This window comes from Streptococcus sp. NCTC 11567 (assembly GCF_902141215.1).
In the GTDB taxonomy this organism is placed as follows: domain Bacteria; phylum Bacillota; class Bacilli; order Lactobacillales; family Streptococcaceae; genus Streptococcus; species Streptococcus dysgalactiae.
In genome coordinates, this window is record NZ_LR595857.1 from 766361 (window position 1) to 784437 (window position 18077).

An 18077-nucleotide genomic window follows, 5' to 3' on the forward strand; every position below is an offset into this window, starting at 1 on the left:
GATTGTCTTTCTGAGAGAACTGTTATAGGCGCCTGAGGTTTCTTTGAAATGAAAAAATGATTAGCGTGATTACTAATGTTTTTCTGGTTTAGAAGTCATTGGTCAGGCTAGGAAGTTGTCGTTGTTGTCAGTTTTGTAACTGATTGATTGAGAAAAGGAGATTCTTCTAATGAAAAAACTGTTGTCACTAGTTCTGACGCTTTTAGCTGGTTTTAGTTTGGTGGCTTGTGGGTCACAAGCAAAGCAAGGTGATTCTGAAACATCATCATCTACGAAAGTAAAGGATATGACCGTTGTTAAAGTAGCTGCTCACACAAGCCCTATGACGGATATGCTTGAAGCAGTAAAAGATAATTTAGCTAAAGAAGGCTATAAGCTTGAAGTGGTCACTGTTACTGATAATATTCAGGCTAATGTCGCTTTAAAAAATAAAGAAGTTGATGCTAATTTCTTCCAGCATAAGCCATTCATGGAAATGTTCAATAAAGGAAATGACGCCAATCTTGTTCAAGTACAGCCAATCTACGATGCAATTGTGGCTTTCTATGGGAAAGACCTTAAAGACATCAAGGACCTTAAAGAAGGAGCGGATGTTGCCATTCCAAATGATCCAACCAATATGACTCGTGCCCTCCGCTTATTAGCAGAGCATAAGGTGATTAGCCTGCGTGATCCAAAGAGTATGTCAGTAACTGTTGAAGACATTACGGAAAATCCAAAAAATCTCATTTTTTCACCAGTGTCATTACTTAATCTCAATGAAGCATACAAGGAAAAAGACATGATTTTTAACTACCCAACTTATATTGCCAAGCTCAATTTAACACCAGAAAAAGATGGTGTATTAGTTGAAGAAGGTAAGGATCATTTCTTTGCCGTGTCACTTGTTGCGCGTGAAGACAACAAAGATAGCAAAGCTGTTAAAGCCGTTCAACAAGCATTGACAAGCGAGGAAATTAAAACCTTTATCGAGGATAAGTTAAACGGTCATGCCAAGGTTGCTTTCTAAATCATACCAATAAACTGTCAAAAACTCTTCCAGCCATGTGTTAGAAGAGTTTTTGTGATAGAAAGTCCTTGCTTTTTGAAGGTAAGCTGTTACAATAAAAAGAACTAGCCGTATGCCTAGAACATGATAACAGTAAGGAGAGCCGTATGCCTATTACCAAACACGAGATTCCTCTTTTAGAATTTGACAGTGATCCATCAGCCGTCATTATGCCTACCCATGAAGGACTAGATATTCAGCTTCCACCTAAGTGTGTTTATGCTTTCTTGGAAGACGAGATTGAAGCCTTTGCGTTAGATCATCAAGGGAAAAAAATCGCAGAATTCGTTTCAGCTACTAAGGTTTACCCTGTTTATCTGTTAACTTATAAAGAACAAGATATCTGTTTAGCTCAGGCTCCTGTTGGATCGGCTCCTGCCGCGCAATTCATGGACTGGCTAATTGGTTATGGGGTCAAAGAAATCATGAGTACAGGAACCTGTGGTGTTTTGGTGCCTATCGAGGAAAATCGTTTTTTAGTACCAACTAAGGCTTTACGAGAGGAAGGAACAAGTTATCATTATGTGGCACCATCGCGTTATATAGCCATCAATCCTATTATGCTCCGTCTGATTGAGCAAACTCTTTTAGCAAATGGACTAGCCTACCAAGAGGTCATCACCTGGTCAACGGACGGTTTTTACCGGGAGACAAAAGAGAAAGTGGCTTATCGCCGGGAAGAAGGTTGTTCGGTTGTTGAGATGGAATGTTCTGCCCTAGCAGCAGTAGCTCAGCTCAGGAAGGTTCTCTGGGGGCAACTCTTATTTACAGCAGATACACTAGCAGATATCGAAGCATACGATCAACGCAACTGGGGAGCAGATTCCTTTACCTTTGCCCTCAATTTATGTTTAGAGGTGCTTCATACACTAGACAAGGCCGAACAACCTACTGATTTTTAAACAGGAGCTCTGCCTTCTTTTCACATTTGTAGTATAATGAAACTTGTATTGATTTTAGACTAAGAGGAAAAGAGATAGAAAATGCCTAAATTACCAAAAGAGATTGACTTACAGGTCATTAGTATTTTTGAAAACTACAGTGTTGAGCATTTTGAAAATGGTCATGTGATTTTAAAAACAGAAGTGACAGATTCTGCTCTTAACTACTATGGGAATGCCCATGGCGGCTATTTGTTTACCCTTTGTGATCAAGTTGGTGGGTTAGTTGCTAGATCAACTGGTCAAGATGCGGTTACCCTCCAAGCTAACGCTAATTATTTAAAAGCAGGTCATAAAGGAGATCTTCTAACAATTGAAGGGAAGCTGGTTCATGGTGGGCGTTCGACACAACTAATCGAAGTAGTGGTTTACAATCAAAAAGAACAAGTGCTTACCAAAGTTGGCCTTACTATGTTTGTGGTGAAAAAATCCTAATACCATCAACAGCTGTATTAGCATCTATCTGAGAATCATTAAAGCAAAACCTTTAGCGTTGTTGATAGCTAGAGGTTTTGTTTATTTTTCGGTTAAAAAGACAGATTTTTAAAGTAAAACGTGGTAAACTAAACCTAGATATTATTAATTAGAATTATTCTTAAAAAGAATTATCCAAAAAGGCTTAGGAGGGGGAAGACCGATGGCTATTTTAGCATTTAATCAGGTCACTTTTACAGACAAGGACCATACGATTTTAAAAGAGATTAGTTTTAGCATTGAACAAGGGGGGGTTGTAACGATTGTAGGTCCTTCAGGTGGAGGAAAATCGACCTTGTTAAAATTAGCGAGTTATCTCATTAGCCCAAGTTCGGGAACGATTCATTTTCAAGGAAAACCACTAGATACGTTTAACCCAATTACGTTGCGGCAAGAGATTTCCTACTGTTTTCAAACGCCTTATCTTTTTGGAAAAACGGTTGAGGACAATCTGCTCTTCCCTTTTTCATTGCGAAAGAAAGCCCTCGATAAGTCTTTGGTAGAACAGTGGTTAGAGCGTTTTCAGATGGATGCCTCGTATATCAATAAGGACATCACCAAGCTATCAGGTGGAGAGAAGCAGCGTTTAGCGCTTATTCGGCAACTGCTATTTGAACCTAAGGTACTGTTGCTAGATGAGGTCACATCAGCCCTTGATGCCCAAAATGCCGCATTAGTTGAAGAGGTCATTCGCTCTTTAAATCAAGAGGGCATGACTATCCTTTGGGTGACTCATAATGACGAGCAAAGTAAGCGTGATGCTACTAAGAGATTAACGATTGTGGAAGGGCAACTCAAATCTTTGGAGGTGTTAAAATGAATACTGTTAACGATATCAGTGTCGTCTCTTTATTATTGGCGTCATCATTGGTCGTCATGACTCTCTTTTTTTCCTATTGGCAAAAACTTGGTTTAGGGAAAGAGATTATTGTAGGTGCGGTACGTGCGGTTATCCAGCTTCTCATTGTGGGATTTGTTTTAGATTATATTTTTGGCTATCAAAGCGCTCTCTTCACAGCTGGACTCCTCCTGTTTATGATGTTGAATGCCTCTTATAATGCTGCCAAACGAGGAAAGGGAATTAGACATAGTGCAGTGATTTCATTTGTCGCCATCTTATCTGGGACCTTAATCACCTTAGCAGTCTTGTTGTTATCTGGGATTCTTAGATTTGTTCCCAACCAAATCATTCCAGTGGGAGGGATGATTATTAGCAATTCCATGGTTGCTATTGGTCTGTGTTACAAACAACTCAATGCAGATTTTTCAACCAAACAAGCAGAAGTGGAAACCAAGTTGGCTCTCGGTGCAGATGTATTACCGGCTTCCATTGATATTATCCGAGAAGTGATCAAAACAGGTATGGTACCGACCATTGATTCTGCCAAGACTTTGGGGATTGTGACCTTACCTGGTATGATGACAGGATTGATTTTAGCTGGCACCGCGCCTATTCAGGCTGTTAAGTACCAGATGATGGTGACGTTTATGTTGCTATCGACAACCTCTATTGCCTCTTTTATAGCAACTTATTTAGCTTATAGGAGTTTCTTTAACAATAAGAAACAATTAGTATTGCCATCCTAAACAAATAGCCTACGACCATGGATCGTAGGCTATTTTTTAAAATGATAGGGAATAACGAAAATATTCCAGACTCTCCTTATTTTCGGTAGAGTTTATGATTTTGATAAATAGGGTCAAATGTAACGTTAACCCCAAGCTTTCTGAGAACATTTTTATCTTCGTCAGTTAGGATGACGGTAGAATGGGCTTCGCTGCCTTTCAAGTTACCAAGTTCTTTCATGGCAAGGTTAGCCTCGTCATTGGTCATAGCAGTGATGGCTAGCGCAATGAGGATTTCATTGGAATGTAGGCGAGGGTTTTGGCTACCTAAATGGTTTACCTTGAGGCCTTGGATGGGTTTCACATACTCTGGTTCAATCAAATGAGTGGCTTTGTCAATTTTCGCTAATGTTTTAATGGCATTGATGATTACAGCAGCAGTTGGTCCGAAAAGTTCAGATGTTTTTCCGGTGACAATCTGTCCATTTGGTAGTTGCAGAGCAAGGGCCGGCTGTCCTGTCTGTGCTGCTTTTTGGCGAGCAGCCACAGTAACTTGACGGTCTTCAGGTGTAACCCCAATATCATTCATCAAGAGTTCAATCTTTTTAACAGCAGCCTCTGAAACACGCTCTGCCTTAAAATCGACGAGGGTTTGGTAATAACGGCGAATGATTTCCTGTTTGGATGCTTCAATAGCAGCTTCTTCATTGACAATGGAGAAACCAACCATATTAACCCCCATATCTGTTGGTGATGCGTAGGGTGATTTGCTCAAAATACGTTCAAACGTACGATTTAGCACTGGAAAGACTTCGATGTCACGATTATAATTGACAGCTGTTTTACCGTAAGTTTCTAGATGGAAAGGATCAATCATGTTGACATCATCTAAGTCTGCAGTAGCAGCTTCATAAGCTAAATTAACAGGATGATGAAGAGGAAGATTCCAGACAGGGAAGGTTTCAAATTTGGCATAGCCCGACTTAATGCCATTGATTTGATCATGATACATTTGGGACATGCAAGTGGCTAGTTTTCCTGAACCAGGCCCTGGCGCTGTCACAACAATAAGGTTACGGCTGGTTTTGATGTAATCATTTTTCCCCATCCCCTCAGGTGAGATAATGTGGTTGATGTCGGTTGGATAGCCCTTGATAGGGTAGTGTAGGTAAGAAGCGATGCCATTTTTTTCGAGTTGTTTACGAAAGGCATCTGCAGCTGGTTGATTGTTATATTGAGTAATCACGACTGAACCGACATAAATGTCTAATGTGTTGAACTTGTCGATGAGACGGAAAACTTCTTGGTCATATGAAATGCCTAGATCGCCACGCGCCTTGGAGTGCTCAATATTATTAGCATTAATGGCAATCACAATTTCGACTTGCTCTTTGAGTTCTTTGAGCAATTTAATCTTATTGTCAGGTTCATAACCTGGAAGTACACGGGCAGCATGGTAGTCTTCTAACATTTTCCCACCAAATTCCATGTAAAGCTTACCATCAAACTGGCTAATACGTTCTAAAATATGATCCCTTTGTAAGTTTAAATACTTATTAGAGTCAAAAGCAATAGTCTTCATTTTTTTCACCTCTGTAAAGCATTATAACAAAGAAACGAAGAGAAGCAAAAGATTTTTTATGGAGATAGCAGAATTTATCACTATTAGAATTAGATTTGGTGAGCCTATTACAGCAGAAAGCTAAAAGGTTCTGTAGGAATCACTTGACAAGTAGAAGAGGCTTTATTATACTATTAACAATTAAATACCGCTTTAAACATGTTCCGTGAAGCATGAAAGCATTAAGATCAAAGAAAGTTTAGACTAATCTTTTGTTTTTTGGTGACCTTTAGCAGACTTGCGGACGTGTTCCCAAGTCTTTTTTGCTGCTTGGAAAGAAGGTATGTAATTAATTAAGGTAGTCAGTGAGCTACTATTAAAAAGGAGACAAGTATGTCAAAACAATCTTTGGATACCACCAACAAACGGGCCTTAGTGGCCGCTATTGTCGCTTCAGGTACGGATGACCTGAATGTGATGTTTCTGGCTTTCTCGATGTCCTCTATTATTACCGAATTAGGAATTAGTGGCACACAGGGAGGTTGGATTGCGACGATTACGAATTTAGGGATGTTAGCTGGAGGCCTTATTTTTGGCTTACTGGCAGATAGGTATCATAAGTTTAAGGTCTTTAAATGGACAATCGTCTTGTTCTCAGTCGCTACAGGATTAATTTATTTTACTCCGTCTCTGTCTTATTTATACTGGATGCGTTTTATTGCTGGAATAGGGGTTGGTGGAGAGTACGGCGTGGCTATCGCCATTATGGCGGGAATTGTTCCACCTGAAAAAATGGGGCGCATTTCTTCTTTGAACGGAATTGCCGGACAATTAGGATCGATTAGCTCAGCTCTCCTAGCAGGTTGGCTAGCACCAAGTTTAGGCTGGCGAGGACTTTTTCTCTTCGGACTCCTTCCGATAGTATTAGTTATCTGGATGATCTTAGCTATAGATGATCGTAAGGTTTGGGATTATCATGGTCAAAAAGAAGAAACTCATCATCAGCCGGTAAGTGTTGCTGAGCTCTTCAAAACAAAAGAATTGACTGCTCAAACCCTCGCTTTGATGGTCATGACAACCGTTCAGATTGCAGGGTACTTCGGGATGATGAACTGGTTACCAACCCTTATTCAAACAAGTCTGAATCTCTCCGTAAAAAGTTCTTCGTTGTGGATGGTAGCGACCATTTTGGGGATGTGTTTAGGCATGTTGACGTTTGGTCAGCTGTTAGACCGATTTGGACCGCGTCTGGTCTATGGAATCTTTCTGCTTGCCTCTTCGCTGTGTGTTTACCTCTTCCAATTTGCTCATTCCATGAGCACTATGCTTATTGGAGGTGCCATTGTCGGATTTTTTGTCAATGGGATGTTTGCAGGATATGGTGCGATGATTACCAGACTTTATCCACATCATATCCGTTCAACAGCTAATAATGTGATCTTAAATGTCGGCCGTGCTTTGGGTGGTTTTTCATCGGTTATTATCGGAAGCATCTTAGATGTTTCAGGAGTTTCAATGGTCATGATGTTCCTATCCTGTCTCTACCTCATTAGTTTTGCTGCCATGTGGACGATTGGCCAACTAAAGGCAGAGGCCTATCAGCAATTGACATAGATAAGGAAATAGCTCTATCAAAGTCGCTTGTGAAGGATATCGTTCACTTTTAGACATGATAAAAGGTAAGCAATTGTTCATTGCTTACCTTTAACGTTTTAGTTTGTTACTTTTTCCATGAAATCTCGACTATCTACCCTCACTCTGGTATGACAGGCTTTTCCAATCAGTTGGTCTCCCACAAAAGCCTCTATGCGGAAATCGTATTTTCGGGCTTCCTCTTTGAGAGCAGTGATGACAATGGTTACTGCTTGGCCAATGGCAGAAGCAGCTAAATGTTGAATAGCCATTTCACTGCCAACAGTGGTCAATCCTGTTTCTAGTGATTCTTGGGCAAATAAGTAAGAAGCATTTTCCATAAAAGCCACTAAAGCAGGAGTGGCCAATACGTCAAGTGTTCCAGAACCCATAGCTTTCGCAGAATGCTGGTTGTCAGTTTCGTAAGTATGAGAGTAAATAGTCATAAGTTAATCTCCTTGTTTCTATACTATATATTATAATACATTAAGCGCTTTCAGTCTCGGGATAACTGTTTTTTGTGTTATACTTAGTTAAAGAATTCTTCTTGAAAGGGTGACAATGCGTTTAGATAAATTTTTAGTAGAAACAGGAGTTGGGAGTAGAAGCCAAGTCAAGAGCCTTTTGAAAAAGAAAGCTATCTTGGTTAATCAAGAGGTGGAAACATCTCCCAAGGTTCAAATAAATGAACATAAAGACGTGGTGACTTACCTTGGAAAACCTTTGACTTATGAAGCCTTTGTTTACTATATCTTGAATAAGCCAGCGGGCTTTTTGTCAGCGACAAAGGACAGAGCGCAAGCAACCGTTATAGACTTATTAGATGAAACTGCCAGACAAAAAGACGTTTTTCCTGTTGGCAGATTAGATAAGGATACTCGAGGGCTGTTGCTCTTGACCAATAATGGTCAGCTAGCTCATGACCTTTTATCCCCTAAAAAACACGTTACCAAAGAGTATTTAGCGAAAGTAGCAGGCATCATGACTGATGCTGACAAAGATGATTTTGCCAAAGGTATTTCTTTAAAGGATCACCAGTGTCTTCCTGCTAAATTGGAAGTGCTTGATAAGGATTTAAGCCAAGAGACTTGTGTGGTTAGCATTACCATTCAAGAAGGTAAATTTCATCAGGTGAAACGCATGGTAGCAGCTTGTGGCAAGGAAGTACTGGAATTGCAACGGCTTAGCATGGGACCTTTGCGATTAGACCCTGGTCTCGCAGAAGGTGACTTTAGACGCTTGACATCCGACGAATTGCAGAGTCTAGAAGCCTATTGTCAGAGCCTATTATAAAAGAAAAAAGAATCCTTCTCTATTTGACTGAGAAGGATTTTACCTTATTCTTACAACCATTTTTTGTATTTGAAAAAGGCAATAGCAGACACAAAAATTAAAATAGCAAAGCCAATCACTGCAGGGTAACCTAAGGGGCTAGAGAGTTCAGGCATGTACTTAAAATTCATGCCGTACCACCCTACTAAAATGGTCAAAGGCATGCAGCAGGTGGTAACGATGGTTAAGACGCTCATGATTTTATTTTGTTTCGTTTCCAACTGTGATTGGGCCAATTCGCGAATCTGAATAAGAGTCTCACGTAAAGTCACAACTGTCGTCTGAAGTCTTGTTACTCGTGAAGAGAAGAGGTGAAAGAAGCGCAGATTTTCCTCGGCGAAGAAATTGTTCTCGTTCTCGTAAAATTCCTGTGCCAAATCAATCAATTGCCCATAGTGGAGATTTAACTTGGTGAGTTGTCGTCTGATGAGATTCAGCTGAACTTGGCTAATCATACCTTTATCTGTTAATATCGTTTCTTCTAGTTTATCTAGTTGGTTATCGAAATCTTCTAGAAGGGTTAAATCACCATGAATAATGGTTTCTAAAAAATCGTAGAGAAAACGTTCTAGGCTTGGCGTTTTCCATTTTTTACTAGACTGAATCTGTGCTAACCAATCAGCAACATGACGATGCTCATCGATAAAGACAACCCCTCTTTCATCAAGAGCGAAGGAAAAATCCATGGCTTGACCAAGCAAATCTCTTCGATCGGGAATTTTAAAAGTCCCTGTTAAAGAATCACTATTCACTTCTGCCTTGGTTGAATTGGCCACATCAATGTTAAACTCCATATCAATATCCATATCAAAAAGGTCGTGGTGACGCCGCCATTCCTCTGGCGTTAAGATAGCTACATAAGGATGCTTGTTGTTAAGACAGTCTGTCAGGGAGACAGGCGTTAATTTTTCTAAAATTAAGTAATACATACTGACATTATAGGCTTATCCAACAAAAAAAGCCAGCACAAGACTGACTTTTTCGTTAGTTTAGATTGTCCATTCGCCACCGCGGAAGATAGGAACAATTTGCCCATCTTTCGTGATGCCATCAATATCCATATGTTCTGAACCAATCATAAAGTCTACATGGGCGGTTGAGCGGTTTAAACCAGCTGCTTTTAATTCTTCATTGGTCATTTCAGTGCCACCTTTAATACTGAAAGCATAAGCAGCACCGATGGCAAGGTGGTTAGACGCATTTTCGTCAAAAAGAGTATTAAAGAAAGTTAAACCAGAAAGTGAAATTGGAGTTTTATGGGGAACTAGGGCTACTTCACCAAGGGCACGAGCACCATCATTTTCCTCGACCAATCGCTTAATGGTTTCTTCCCCTTTTTTAGCCGTTACCTCAACAATCTGGCCATCTTTGAAAGTAAAGGTCATGTCTTCAATAACAACACCGGCATAAGAAAGTGGTTTAGTAGATGAGACATACCCGTCAGCTCGACGATAGTCTGGTGCGGTGAAGACTTCTTCAGTTGGCATATTGGCGATGAATTCTTCCCCTTGAGCGTTGACGCTACCTGCCGCTTCCCAGACATGATTTTCAGGCATACCGAGGGTTAAATCAGTCCCAGGTGCCATGTAATGGAGGGCATCAAATTGATAGTCATTGAGGAGGTTAGCTTTGGAAACAAGGCGTGCTTGATGGTCATCCCAGGCTTTAATAGGATCTTCCTCATAAATGCGATTCATTTTGAAGATAGCATCCCAAAGAGCATCAACTTGTTCTTCCTCACTGGCCAAATCTGGGAAAACCCTGGCTGCCCATTCAGGACTTGCTGCTGCTACTAAATTCCAACTCACTTTATTAGCTTGAGTAGCTGCACGTTGTTTTTCAAGAGCAATTGAAGTCGCACGAGTAGAACCAGACAAGCGGTCTGAGTCAATGCCCGCAAAGACATTTGGATCAGATGAACGAACCACTAATCGACTCGCTTTTTTACCAAGTAAGTAATGAGACTTTTCAACAACATAGTCGGGTACATTTAGTAGACGGTCCTCATCAGCTTTCAAGAGTTTTTCGCGCGTGATTTGATCATCAGTATAGTCTACAATAACCTCTGCAGCACCAGCTTCGTAAGCTTTCTTTGTCAGAAGACGAGCGAAGCGATAGTGTTCAGCAGCAATAGTAATCAAAAGGGTATGCCCTTTTTGAACATTGATACCTTTTTTGATAAGCAAATTAGCGTATTTTTCAAGATTGTGTTCGAAATGAGGTAAAACCATGGGAATCTCCTAAATATTATTTTGTAAATTCTAATGTATCATATTCAACGGAAATGTACAAGACATTGTGAAAAAGAATGCCTTTATAGAGAGAAATCCTTAGCTGATATTTGCTTAAAAGCCGCTTTCATGTTAAGATATAAGAAGAAAAATCAATAATAGATGAGGTATTTAACGTGGCATTTGGAGAAAATGGACCTCGCAAAAAAACAACCTTTGAAAAAGTAACAATGTTTGTTGTTATCCTAATGGTTCTTGTAACTGTTGGCGGGCTTATTGCGAGTGCCCTATCAGTATTGATGTAAGGAAACGCTGAAAGGCGTTTTTTTAAAGTAAAAGAAAGTTAGAGAAGAAAAAGTATGAGTATGTTTTTAGATACGGCAAAAATTAGTGTCCAAGCGGGTCGCGGTGGCGATGGCATGGTGGCCTTTCGTCGTGAAAAGTACGTCCCAAATGGCGGTCCTTGGGGAGGAGATGGCGGTAAGGGTGGCTCAGTCATCTTTAGAGTTGACGAAGGTTTGCGTACCTTAATGGATTTCCGCTATAATCGTAAATTCAAGGCGAAATCTGGTGAAAAAGGCATGACTAAGGGAATGCATGGTCGTGGCTCAGAAGATTTGATTATCGCTGTCCCTCAAGGAACAACTGTACGTGATGCTGAAACTGGAAAAGTGATTACAGACTTAGTAGAACATGGCCAAGAAGTGGTGATTGCTAAGGGTGGCCGTGGTGGTCGTGGTAATATTCGTTTTGCAACTCCTCGTAATCCTGCGCCGGAAATTGCTGAAAATGGTGAACCAGGTGAGGAACGTCAGTTAGAACTAGAACTCAAAATTTTAGCTGATGTTGGTTTGGTCGGATTCCCATCTGTTGGGAAATCAACCTTGTTAAGTGTTGTGTCATCAGCTAAACCGAAAATTGGTGCCTATCATTTTACCACTATTGTACCTAATCTAGGAATGGTTCGTACCAAGTCAGGTGATAGCTTTGCTATGGCAGATCTACCAGGTTTGATTGAAGGTGCTAGCCAAGGGGTTGGTTTGGGAACTCAGTTCCTCCGTCATATCGAGCGGACACGGGTTATTCTTCATGTGATTGACATGTCTGCTAGTGAGGGCCGTGATCCTTACGAAGATTATGTTTCCATTAATAACGAGTTAGAAACCTATAATTTGCGATTGATGGAGCGCCCACAGATTATTGTGGCTAATAAAATGGACATGCCAGAGGCTCAAGAAAACTTGAAAGCCTTCAAGGAAAAATTGGCTGCCCAATATGACGAGTTTGATGACCTACCAATGATTTTCCCTATTTCAAGCCTAGCACATCAAGGCTTAGAGAACTTGTTAGAAGCAACGGCAGAATTACTTGCTAAGACGGATGAATTCTTATTATATGATGAAGCTGATCTGGTGGATGAAGAAGCTTACTATGGCTTTGCAGAAACTGAAAAAGACTTTGAGATTACCCGAGATGATGATGCTACTTGGGTCTTGTCTGGTGAGAAATTGGAACGTCTCTTTGTCATGACCAATATGGAACGTGACGAATCCATCATGAAATTTGCCCGTCAATTGCGCGGTATGGGGGTTGACGAAGCCCTTCGTGAACGTGGAGCAAAAGACGGGGATCTTGTTCGTATTGGCAAATTTGAATTTGAATTTGTGGATTAATGTGGTCTTTAGAAATGGCATTGCCATAGCAACCTTGTGTGTTATCTTTAAGATGGAGGTTTCTGATTATGGGTGATAAACCAATATCCTTTAAGGATAAGGATGGGAATTTTGTATCGGCAGCAGATGTTTGGAATGCTGAGAAATTAGAAGAATTGTTTAATCTTTTAAATCCCAATAGACGTTTGCGTTTAGAACGTGAAAAATTGAAAAAGGATGAGGCTTAGGCCTTCATCCTTTTTTGACCTTTTTTTTCTTGGTAACGTTGGAGCATTAGCCAACTATAAAAAGTGTAACTATCATTAATAAGAAAGGTGGCAAAGCAGATGACTACTGCATATTGGCTAGAATCTGTTTGAGCAGCATGCATCCATAAGAGAATGAGGACTAGATCATTGAGCCCGTATGCTAAAGCAAAATAAGGGCTACGCTTATAACTGAGATAAACGGCTGAAAAAGAAGTAGCAATGGATAAGGTGGAAACAAGTAAGTAGGCCGTTTTAAGGCTGGCTAAAACTCCATAAAACACAAGGGTAACTACTAACGTAAACATGATGAGGCGTCGACTATCAGCGCTTTCTAAACGAGAAATAGTGACTTGAGACTTGTTCCCCTCAAAAGGATGATTTAACCAAGCAAAGAGCGAAAAAATAGCCATTGGTAGGGTCATAAAAAGATAGGTCATTAACTCTCCATAGTAACTGTTTCGTAATGGCCAAGACAGAGCTTAACCAAAGTGCCCACTCGGTTTTTGTAAAGTAGTTTAAATAAGCCATACCCCTATTCAAACATAGGCTAAGGCATCTGTCAATAGGGGCTTGGTTTTGATAAGAAGTAGCAGGGCAGGTTAGATAGGCTCTTTAAGATAATAAAATATGTCAAGCTTTAAATCACTTATTTTCCGTGATGATAAGGAAAAAACAGATTTTTTAAAGCGTTTACATCACCTGTTTTTCTTCTTATAATAAAAAGAGAAGTGAGCAAAGAAAGGACAAAGGATATGAAACAAAGAAAACACCGTTATCAATTTCCAGATGGCTTTTTATGGGGAAGTTCTACATCTGGGCCTCAAAGCGAAGGAACGGTTCCTGGAGATGGCAAAGGACCTAGCAACTGGGATTACTGGTTTAGTATTGAGTCAGCTAAGTTTCATCACCAAATTGGTCCAGAAAAAACCTCAACCTTTTATGAAAACTATAAGGGTGACATTGCCCTTTTGAAAGAAACAGGCCACACGATTTTTCGGACCTCAATCCAGTGGTCTCGATTGATTCCAGAAGGAGTCGGGGAGGTTAATCCAAAGGCGGTGACATTTTACCGAGAAGTATTTCAAGACATTATTGCTCAAGGTATTAAATTGATTGTTAACCTCTATCATTTTGACCTCCCCTATGCCTTGCAAGAAAAAGGTGGCTGGGAAAACAAAGCTACTGTCTGGGCTTATGAAACCTACGCAAAAACCTGTTTTGAGCTTTTTGGTGATTTAGTAAACACTTGGATTACCTTTAATGAACCGATTGTTCCAGTCGAATGTGGCTATTTAGGTTATTATCACTACCCTTGTAAAGTAGATGCCAAGGCAGCAGTTCAAGTGGCTTACAACACACAACTGGCCAGTTCACTGGCGGTCAAAGCTTGTCATAAGCTTCATCCCGACCACAAGATTAGTATTGTGCTTAACATGACACCTGCTTATCCTCGGAGTGATGCTCCTGAAGATGTCAAGGCTGCTAGAATCGCAGAGCTTTTCCAAACCAAATCCTTTCTAGATCCATCAGTTTTGGGTGTTTACCCAGCAGAGTTAGTTTCCATTTTAGAGGAAGCTGATTTATTACCTCAATATAGTGCTGATGAATTAGAGATTATCAAAAACAATACTGTTGATTTTTTGGGAGTTAATTATTATCAGCCTTTGCGGGTTCAGGCACCTAGTAAGTCACAGCAAGAGGGGGACCCCCTTATCTTAGATATTTATTTTGAACCTTATGATATGCCTGGTAAAAAAGTCAATCCTCACCGGGGTTGGGAAATTTATGAACCAGGACTTTATGATATTGCCCTTAATTTAAAAGAACACTATGGTAACATCGAATGGCTAGTCACGGAAAATGGTATGGGTGTCGAAGGTGAAGAAGCTTTTTTAGCAGATGGCCAGATACAAGATGACTACCGCATCACCTTTATCGAGGATCATCTTATCCAGCTTCATAAGGCTTTGGGAGAAGGAGCCAACTGCAAAGGCTACCTCTTGTGGACTTTTATTGATTGCTGGTCTTGGTTAAATGCTTATAAAAACCGATATGGTTTGGTAGCTTTGGATTTAGAGAGTCAAAAGCGAACCATAAAAAAATCAGGTTACTGGTTTAAGGCGTTGAGCGAGTCAAATGGTTTTGATAAATAGGAGGCAATATGGTTGATTTAGGATTTTCTCTATACCCTGAGCGGTATGATGTTACCAAGAGTAAAGCTTATATTGACTTATGTCATAGCTATGGAGCCAAGCGCTTGTTTATGAGTCTCTTACAGCTGGCACCAGCTGATCACCAGATGTTTCATTGCTACGCAGAGCTCATTGCTTATGCAAATCAATTAGGCATTCGAGTGATTGCTGACGTTAGTCCAAGCTTTATTAGCCAAGCTGGTTGGTCAGATCAGCTTATTGAACGAGCTCATGCCTTCGGGTTAGCGGGCTTACGCTTAGACGAGGCTCTCCCTCTAGCAGAGATTGTAACTTTAACAAGAAATCCCTTTGGGCTTAAAATTGAACTTAATATGAGCACTGATAAACAATTATTGATGTCATTGCTAGCGACAGATGCAGAACGGAGCAATATTATTGGTTGCCATAATTTTTATCCACATGAATTTACTGGTTTGTCATGGCAACATTTTAAGGATATGTCACGTTTTTATCATGAGCATGATATTGAAACGGCTGCTTTTATTAGCGCTCAGTCAGCATCTGAAAGCCCTTGGCTACTGGCAGAAGGCTTGCCGACAGTGGAAGACCATAGGCACTTGCCCATTGGCCTGCAAGTAGAATTAATGAAAGCGATAGGAACCATTGATAATATCCTCATATCTAACCAATTCATTTCGGAAGAAGAATTGGCAGCATGTACTCAGGCTTTAGCAAGACCAGTCACAACGATCAAGGTTAGGCCTATCATCGATTTGACAGAAGTTGAGGAGCAAATCATTGGCTATCCGCATTGTTATCGTGGCGATGTATCTGATTATGTGATTCGATCAACCATGCCACGTCTAGTCTATGCTCAGGAATCGATTGCTCCAAGAGACCAATCTAAGGAGGTCAAACGAGGTAACATTATTATTGACAATGACCGCTATCATCGATATAAGGGAGAACTGCAAATTGCTTTGAAAAATTTTACGGTTAGTTCAAAAGCTAATGTGGTTGCTGAGGTCAGAAAGGACTATCTTAGTTTGTTAGATGATTTGCGACCTTGGCAGGAATTTTGTTTGGAGATTGACCCATCATAGATTCTTTCACAATCAATACGGAAAATGATGGTCACCTTTTTCAGGAAATATTTGGTACACTAAAAGAGGGTAGAAAGCGTTTTCTAAAGTAGTAAGGAGGACTAATGTTATCAAAAAAAGAACTGGCCATCATAACATTTCTAATCCATCACAAAGAGCAGTTTGTCTCTAGTGCAACTCTGGCTGAGGTTATTGGTATGAGTGACCGTACGGTTAGGAAATACCTCAAAGAACTGATTAGTAGCCTTCCTGAACACGGAGCTCACATCATTTCTAAACAAGGTCGAGGTTACTGCTTAGAAATTGACCATTCTATGGCATTTGACATCTTTTGGCAAGAAAGTGTGACGTCTAAAAAACGTTTGGCAGATGTGACTCAAGTGGAAGGATCGGTTGATCGAGAAGATTATGTGCTTCATAAATTCTTTTTTGAAGATGCCGTTCAGGATTTTGAAGAGCTTTGTCAAGAATTGTATATTAGTCGGACAACTTTAAAACATGTTTTAGCAGGCATTAAGGAGCGCATAATACCTTACCAGTTAGAGCTTGAAATAACTCACCAACATATTCAAATAAGAGGTAAAGAAGAGGACATTAGGCATTTTATCATGGACTATTTTTTTCTTACTAGTTTTGATAATACCTTGTCCACCATGGTAGGTAATACCTTTCTTGAAGGTATTAATTTTGCAGAAATCATGATTATTGTCTTGGATGAATGTCGGGATGCTAAGTTGAAACTTTCTGATTTTGTCATGAATAATCTAGTCTTGCATATTGCCCTAATGGTTCAGCGTATTCGATCGGGGTGTCCATTAGAACTGTTTTCCATTCCAATAGCTATTCGTCAGTCTGATGAGTATCAAGTAGCTCTGCGCATTTTGTATCGAGTGGAAGAAGTGATGGGGATACGTTTTCCTAAAGAGGAGGCTAATTATATTGCACTGCATCTAAAGGTCAAACATTCTGTTGGTAAGCATTGGCAAGATGATAATACCGATGAAAAGTTGCAGGACCATTTAAAAGCATGTATTGCCAAGATTAGTCAATTGACAGGCATGACTTTAGAAACAGATACCAATTTATTTCAAGGTTTATTAGCCCACATGATGCCCTTGACCACACGTCTTGAAAACCATATTCAGCTGACTAATCCTTTAACTGAGGAAATTAAAAGCCAGTATCCTGAAATATTTACCCTTACCAAGCAGACCTTTTCGGATTTGCTTGTATGTCAAAAGAATGATGTCTCAGATGATGAATGGGCTTATATTAGTTTGCATTTAATGGCGGCCATTGAGCGTTATTCAAACCGTCATAAATTGAGGGTTCTAGTAGTTTGTGCCACAGGTTATGGTAGTGCCATGATGTTGAAAAATCGCTTGGAAAAGGAATTTGAAGGACGTTTGCGTATTGTCGATGTTATCAGTTACTATGAAATAACCGAAGAGCGACTGAAAACCGTTGATTTGATTATTTCCTCTATCAGCCTTGCCAATCTGATGTTTTTAACACCAGTGATTACTGTCAGTGTTTTTTTGTCAAATCAGGATATTGAAACTATTCGACAATTTATTGGAGAACAAGAAGGTATCAAGAAAGAGGTCAGTTTACCGTCACAGATGAGTTTAGCAAAAGCAGAGCAGCTTCTAACAGGTGTTTTTAGCCCTAATCGTTTTCTTTATTTAGACGAGAAAATCTCAAAGGAAGACTTGCTTTTACGGATGATTGCTTGTCTTGACGAGGCGGGAACAGAAACGTTTGTAGAGGACTTCTATCATCAAATGGTACTGAGGGAAAATTACAGCCCAGTCATCTATGGAGAAGTGCTTGCCTTTCCGCATCCTGCTAATCCCATGACTTATTCTGAACAGGTAGTAGTGGCTATTTGCCGAGAGCCTCTTGAGTGGGACAAGGCGCATCAAGCTGTTCATTTTGTCTTTCTATTATCCCCGTCTAAAGGGCATAATCATAGGTTAAAATATGTATCACCAGGTTTGGCATCTTTTGTCAATCAGGTGGAGCTTCAGCAAGCGTTACTAGAAGAACCAAATTATTCCAAATTCATGACAGTGTTTACCCCACTTATTCATGATTAAAACGATTAAAAGGAGA

General features: G+C 40.1%; 17 protein-coding genes and 1 pseudogene. 13 read left to right on the forward strand and 5 right to left on the reverse strand.

From position 1 onward, the window contains the following. The first annotated feature begins 169 nt into the window (after positions 1-169). The 5 genes from FQT67_RS03985 (at position 170) to fetB (ending at position 4050) form a co-directional block, all read left to right on the forward strand. A complete protein-coding gene (locus tag FQT67_RS03985; RefSeq protein ID WP_003056511.1) occupies positions 170-1009 on the forward strand; it encodes a MetQ/NlpA family ABC transporter substrate-binding protein in 840 nt (279 codons plus the stop codon). 146 nt (positions 1010-1155) lie between these two features. Then, complete coding sequence (locus FQT67_RS03990) at positions 1156-1950, forward strand: nucleoside phosphorylase (RefSeq protein ID WP_003060407.1); 795 nt, start codon at positions 1156-1158, stop codon at positions 1948-1950. Positions 1951-2031: 81 nt separating this feature from the next. Continuing rightward, complete coding sequence (locus FQT67_RS03995) at positions 2032-2424, forward strand: PaaI family thioesterase (RefSeq protein ID WP_003056505.1); 393 nt, start codon at positions 2032-2034, stop codon at positions 2422-2424. 202 nt (positions 2425-2626) lie between these two features. Beyond that, a complete protein-coding gene (locus FQT67_RS04000) occupies positions 2627-3283 on the forward strand; it encodes an ATP-binding cassette domain-containing protein (protein ID WP_046176905.1) in 657 nt (218 codons plus the stop codon). After that, complete coding sequence (fetB, locus tag FQT67_RS04005) at positions 3280-4050, forward strand: iron export ABC transporter permease subunit FetB (protein WP_003056508.1); 771 nt, start codon at positions 3280-3282, stop codon at positions 4048-4050. Before FQT67_RS04000 ends, fetB begins: the two co-directional genes overlap by 4 nt. 76 nt (positions 4051-4126) lie before the next feature. Here the strand turns inward: fetB and FQT67_RS04010 are convergent, their stop codons facing one another. Beyond that, entirely contained in the window at positions 4127-5611 is a 1485-nt protein-coding gene (locus tag FQT67_RS04010) for a DUF1846 domain-containing protein (protein WP_003056493.1), read from the reverse strand. A 372-nt stretch (positions 5612-5983) separates the two neighbouring features. On the opposite strand from FQT67_RS04010, the gene FQT67_RS04015 reads away from it, so the two are divergent. Then, positions 5984-7204 (forward strand): MFS transporter, encoded by a 1221-nt coding sequence (locus FQT67_RS04015; protein ID WP_046176904.1) that lies wholly within the window; start codon positions 5984-5986, stop codon positions 7202-7204. 98 nt (positions 7205-7302) lie between these two features. Here FQT67_RS04015 and FQT67_RS04020 read toward each other — a convergent pair whose 3' ends face one another. Beyond that, positions 7303-7668, reverse strand: a complete 366-nt coding sequence (locus tag FQT67_RS04020; RefSeq protein ID WP_003056514.1) for a thioesterase family protein — start codon at positions 7666-7668, stop codon at positions 7303-7305. A 115-nt stretch (positions 7669-7783) separates the two neighbouring features. Here FQT67_RS04020 and FQT67_RS04025 point away from each other — a divergent pair, with 115 nt between their 5' ends. Beyond that, the gene (locus FQT67_RS04025) at positions 7784-8515 is read left to right on the forward strand and encodes a pseudouridine synthase (protein WP_046159763.1); all 732 of its coding nucleotides are present in this window, start codon (positions 7784-7786) and stop codon (positions 8513-8515) included. 50 nt (positions 8516-8565) lie between these two features. Here FQT67_RS04025 and FQT67_RS04030 read toward each other — a convergent pair whose 3' ends face one another. Further along, a complete protein-coding gene (locus FQT67_RS04030; RefSeq protein WP_003062591.1) occupies positions 8566-9483 on the reverse strand; it encodes a CorA family divalent cation transporter in 918 nt (305 codons plus the stop codon). Positions 9484-9543: 60 nt separating this feature from the next. Next, positions 9544-10785 (reverse strand): aminopeptidase, encoded by a 1242-nt coding sequence (locus FQT67_RS04035; protein WP_046176903.1) that lies wholly within the window; start codon positions 10783-10785, stop codon positions 9544-9546. Between the two features lie 176 nt (positions 10786-10961). On the opposite strand from FQT67_RS04035, the gene FQT67_RS04040 reads away from it, so the two are divergent. The 3 genes from FQT67_RS04040 (at position 10962) to FQT67_RS04050 (ending at position 12685) form a co-directional block, all read left to right on the forward strand. Next, positions 10962-11090 (forward strand): DUF4044 domain-containing protein, encoded by a 129-nt coding sequence (locus FQT67_RS04040; RefSeq protein WP_002989532.1) that lies wholly within the window; start codon positions 10962-10964, stop codon positions 11088-11090. A 54-nt stretch (positions 11091-11144) separates the two neighbouring features. Further along, complete coding sequence (gene obgE / locus FQT67_RS04045) at positions 11145-12458, forward strand: GTPase ObgE (RefSeq protein WP_046176902.1); 1314 nt, start codon at positions 11145-11147, stop codon at positions 12456-12458. Positions 12459-12526: 68 nt separating this feature from the next. Beyond that, positions 12527-12685: a hypothetical protein gene (locus FQT67_RS04050; protein WP_002984154.1), complete on the forward strand. Its 159-nt coding sequence runs from the start codon at positions 12527-12529 to the stop codon at positions 12683-12685. Here the strand turns inward: FQT67_RS04050 and FQT67_RS04055 are convergent. Beyond that, positions 12682-13234: pseudogene (locus FQT67_RS04055) on the reverse strand (nicotinamide mononucleotide transporter). The gene FQT67_RS04050 and the pseudogene FQT67_RS04055 sit on opposite strands and share 4 nt — an antisense overlap. Positions 13235-13458: 224 nt before the next feature. Here FQT67_RS04055 and FQT67_RS04060 point away from each other — a divergent pair. The 3 genes from FQT67_RS04060 (at position 13459) to FQT67_RS04070 (ending at position 18061) form a co-directional block, all read left to right on the forward strand. Continuing rightward, on the forward strand, positions 13459-14859 hold the full coding sequence (locus FQT67_RS04060) for a glycoside hydrolase family 1 protein (RefSeq protein WP_011054614.1): 1401 nt from the start codon (positions 13459-13461) through the stop codon (positions 14857-14859). 8 nt (positions 14860-14867) lie between these two features. Next, positions 14868-15962 (forward strand): DUF871 domain-containing protein, encoded by a 1095-nt coding sequence (locus tag FQT67_RS04065; RefSeq protein ID WP_046176901.1) that lies wholly within the window; start codon positions 14868-14870, stop codon positions 15960-15962. Between the two features lie 104 nt (positions 15963-16066). Beyond that, positions 16067-18061, forward strand: coding sequence for a BglG family transcription antiterminator (locus FQT67_RS04070; RefSeq protein ID WP_003053413.1), 1995 nt, complete (start codon positions 16067-16069; stop codon positions 18059-18061). Positions 18062-18077: the final 16 nt, after the last annotated feature.

What these genes read in the sequence shown, in the direction of transcription:
- FQT67_RS03985 (WP_003056511.1), top strand. Translation starts at nt 170, where the DNA reads ATGAAAAAACTGTTGTCACTAGTTCTGACGCTTTTAGCTGGTTTTAGT.
- FQT67_RS03990 (WP_003060407.1), top strand. Translation starts at nt 1,156, where the DNA reads ATGCCTATTACCAAACACGAGATTCCTCTTTTAGAATTTGACAGTGAT.
- FQT67_RS03995 (WP_003056505.1), top strand. Translation starts at nt 2,032, where the DNA reads ATGCCTAAATTACCAAAAGAGATTGACTTACAGGTCATTAGTATTTTT.
- FQT67_RS04000 (WP_046176905.1), top strand. Translation starts at nt 2,627, where the DNA reads ATGGCTATTTTAGCATTTAATCAGGTCACTTTTACAGACAAGGACCAT.
- fetB (WP_003056508.1), top strand. Translation starts at nt 3,280, where the DNA reads ATGAATACTGTTAACGATATCAGTGTCGTCTCTTTATTATTGGCGTCA.
- FQT67_RS04010 (WP_003056493.1), bottom strand. Translation starts at nt 5,611, where the DNA reads ATGAAGACTATTGCTTTTGACTCTAATAAGTATTTAAACTTACAAAGG.
- FQT67_RS04015 (WP_046176904.1), top strand. Translation starts at nt 5,984, where the DNA reads ATGTCAAAACAATCTTTGGATACCACCAACAAACGGGCCTTAGTGGCC.
- FQT67_RS04020 (WP_003056514.1), bottom strand. Translation starts at nt 7,668, where the DNA reads ATGACTATTTACTCTCATACTTACGAAACTGACAACCAGCATTCTGCG.
- FQT67_RS04025 (WP_046159763.1), top strand. Translation starts at nt 7,784, where the DNA reads ATGCGTTTAGATAAATTTTTAGTAGAAACAGGAGTTGGGAGTAGAAGC.
- FQT67_RS04030 (WP_003062591.1), bottom strand. Translation starts at nt 9,483, where the DNA reads ATGTATTACTTAATTTTAGAAAAATTAACGCCTGTCTCCCTGACAGAC.
- FQT67_RS04035 (WP_046176903.1), bottom strand. Translation starts at nt 10,785, where the DNA reads ATGGTTTTACCTCATTTCGAACACAATCTTGAAAAATACGCTAATTTG.
- obgE (WP_046176902.1), top strand. Translation starts at nt 11,145, where the DNA reads ATGAGTATGTTTTTAGATACGGCAAAAATTAGTGTCCAAGCGGGTCGC.
- FQT67_RS04050 (WP_002984154.1), top strand. Translation starts at nt 12,527, where the DNA reads ATGGGTGATAAACCAATATCCTTTAAGGATAAGGATGGGAATTTTGTA.
- FQT67_RS04060 (WP_011054614.1), top strand. Translation starts at nt 13,459, where the DNA reads ATGAAACAAAGAAAACACCGTTATCAATTTCCAGATGGCTTTTTATGG.
- FQT67_RS04065 (WP_046176901.1), top strand. Translation starts at nt 14,868, where the DNA reads ATGGTTGATTTAGGATTTTCTCTATACCCTGAGCGGTATGATGTTACC.
- FQT67_RS04070 (WP_003053413.1), top strand. Translation starts at nt 16,067, where the DNA reads ATGTTATCAAAAAAAGAACTGGCCATCATAACATTTCTAATCCATCAC.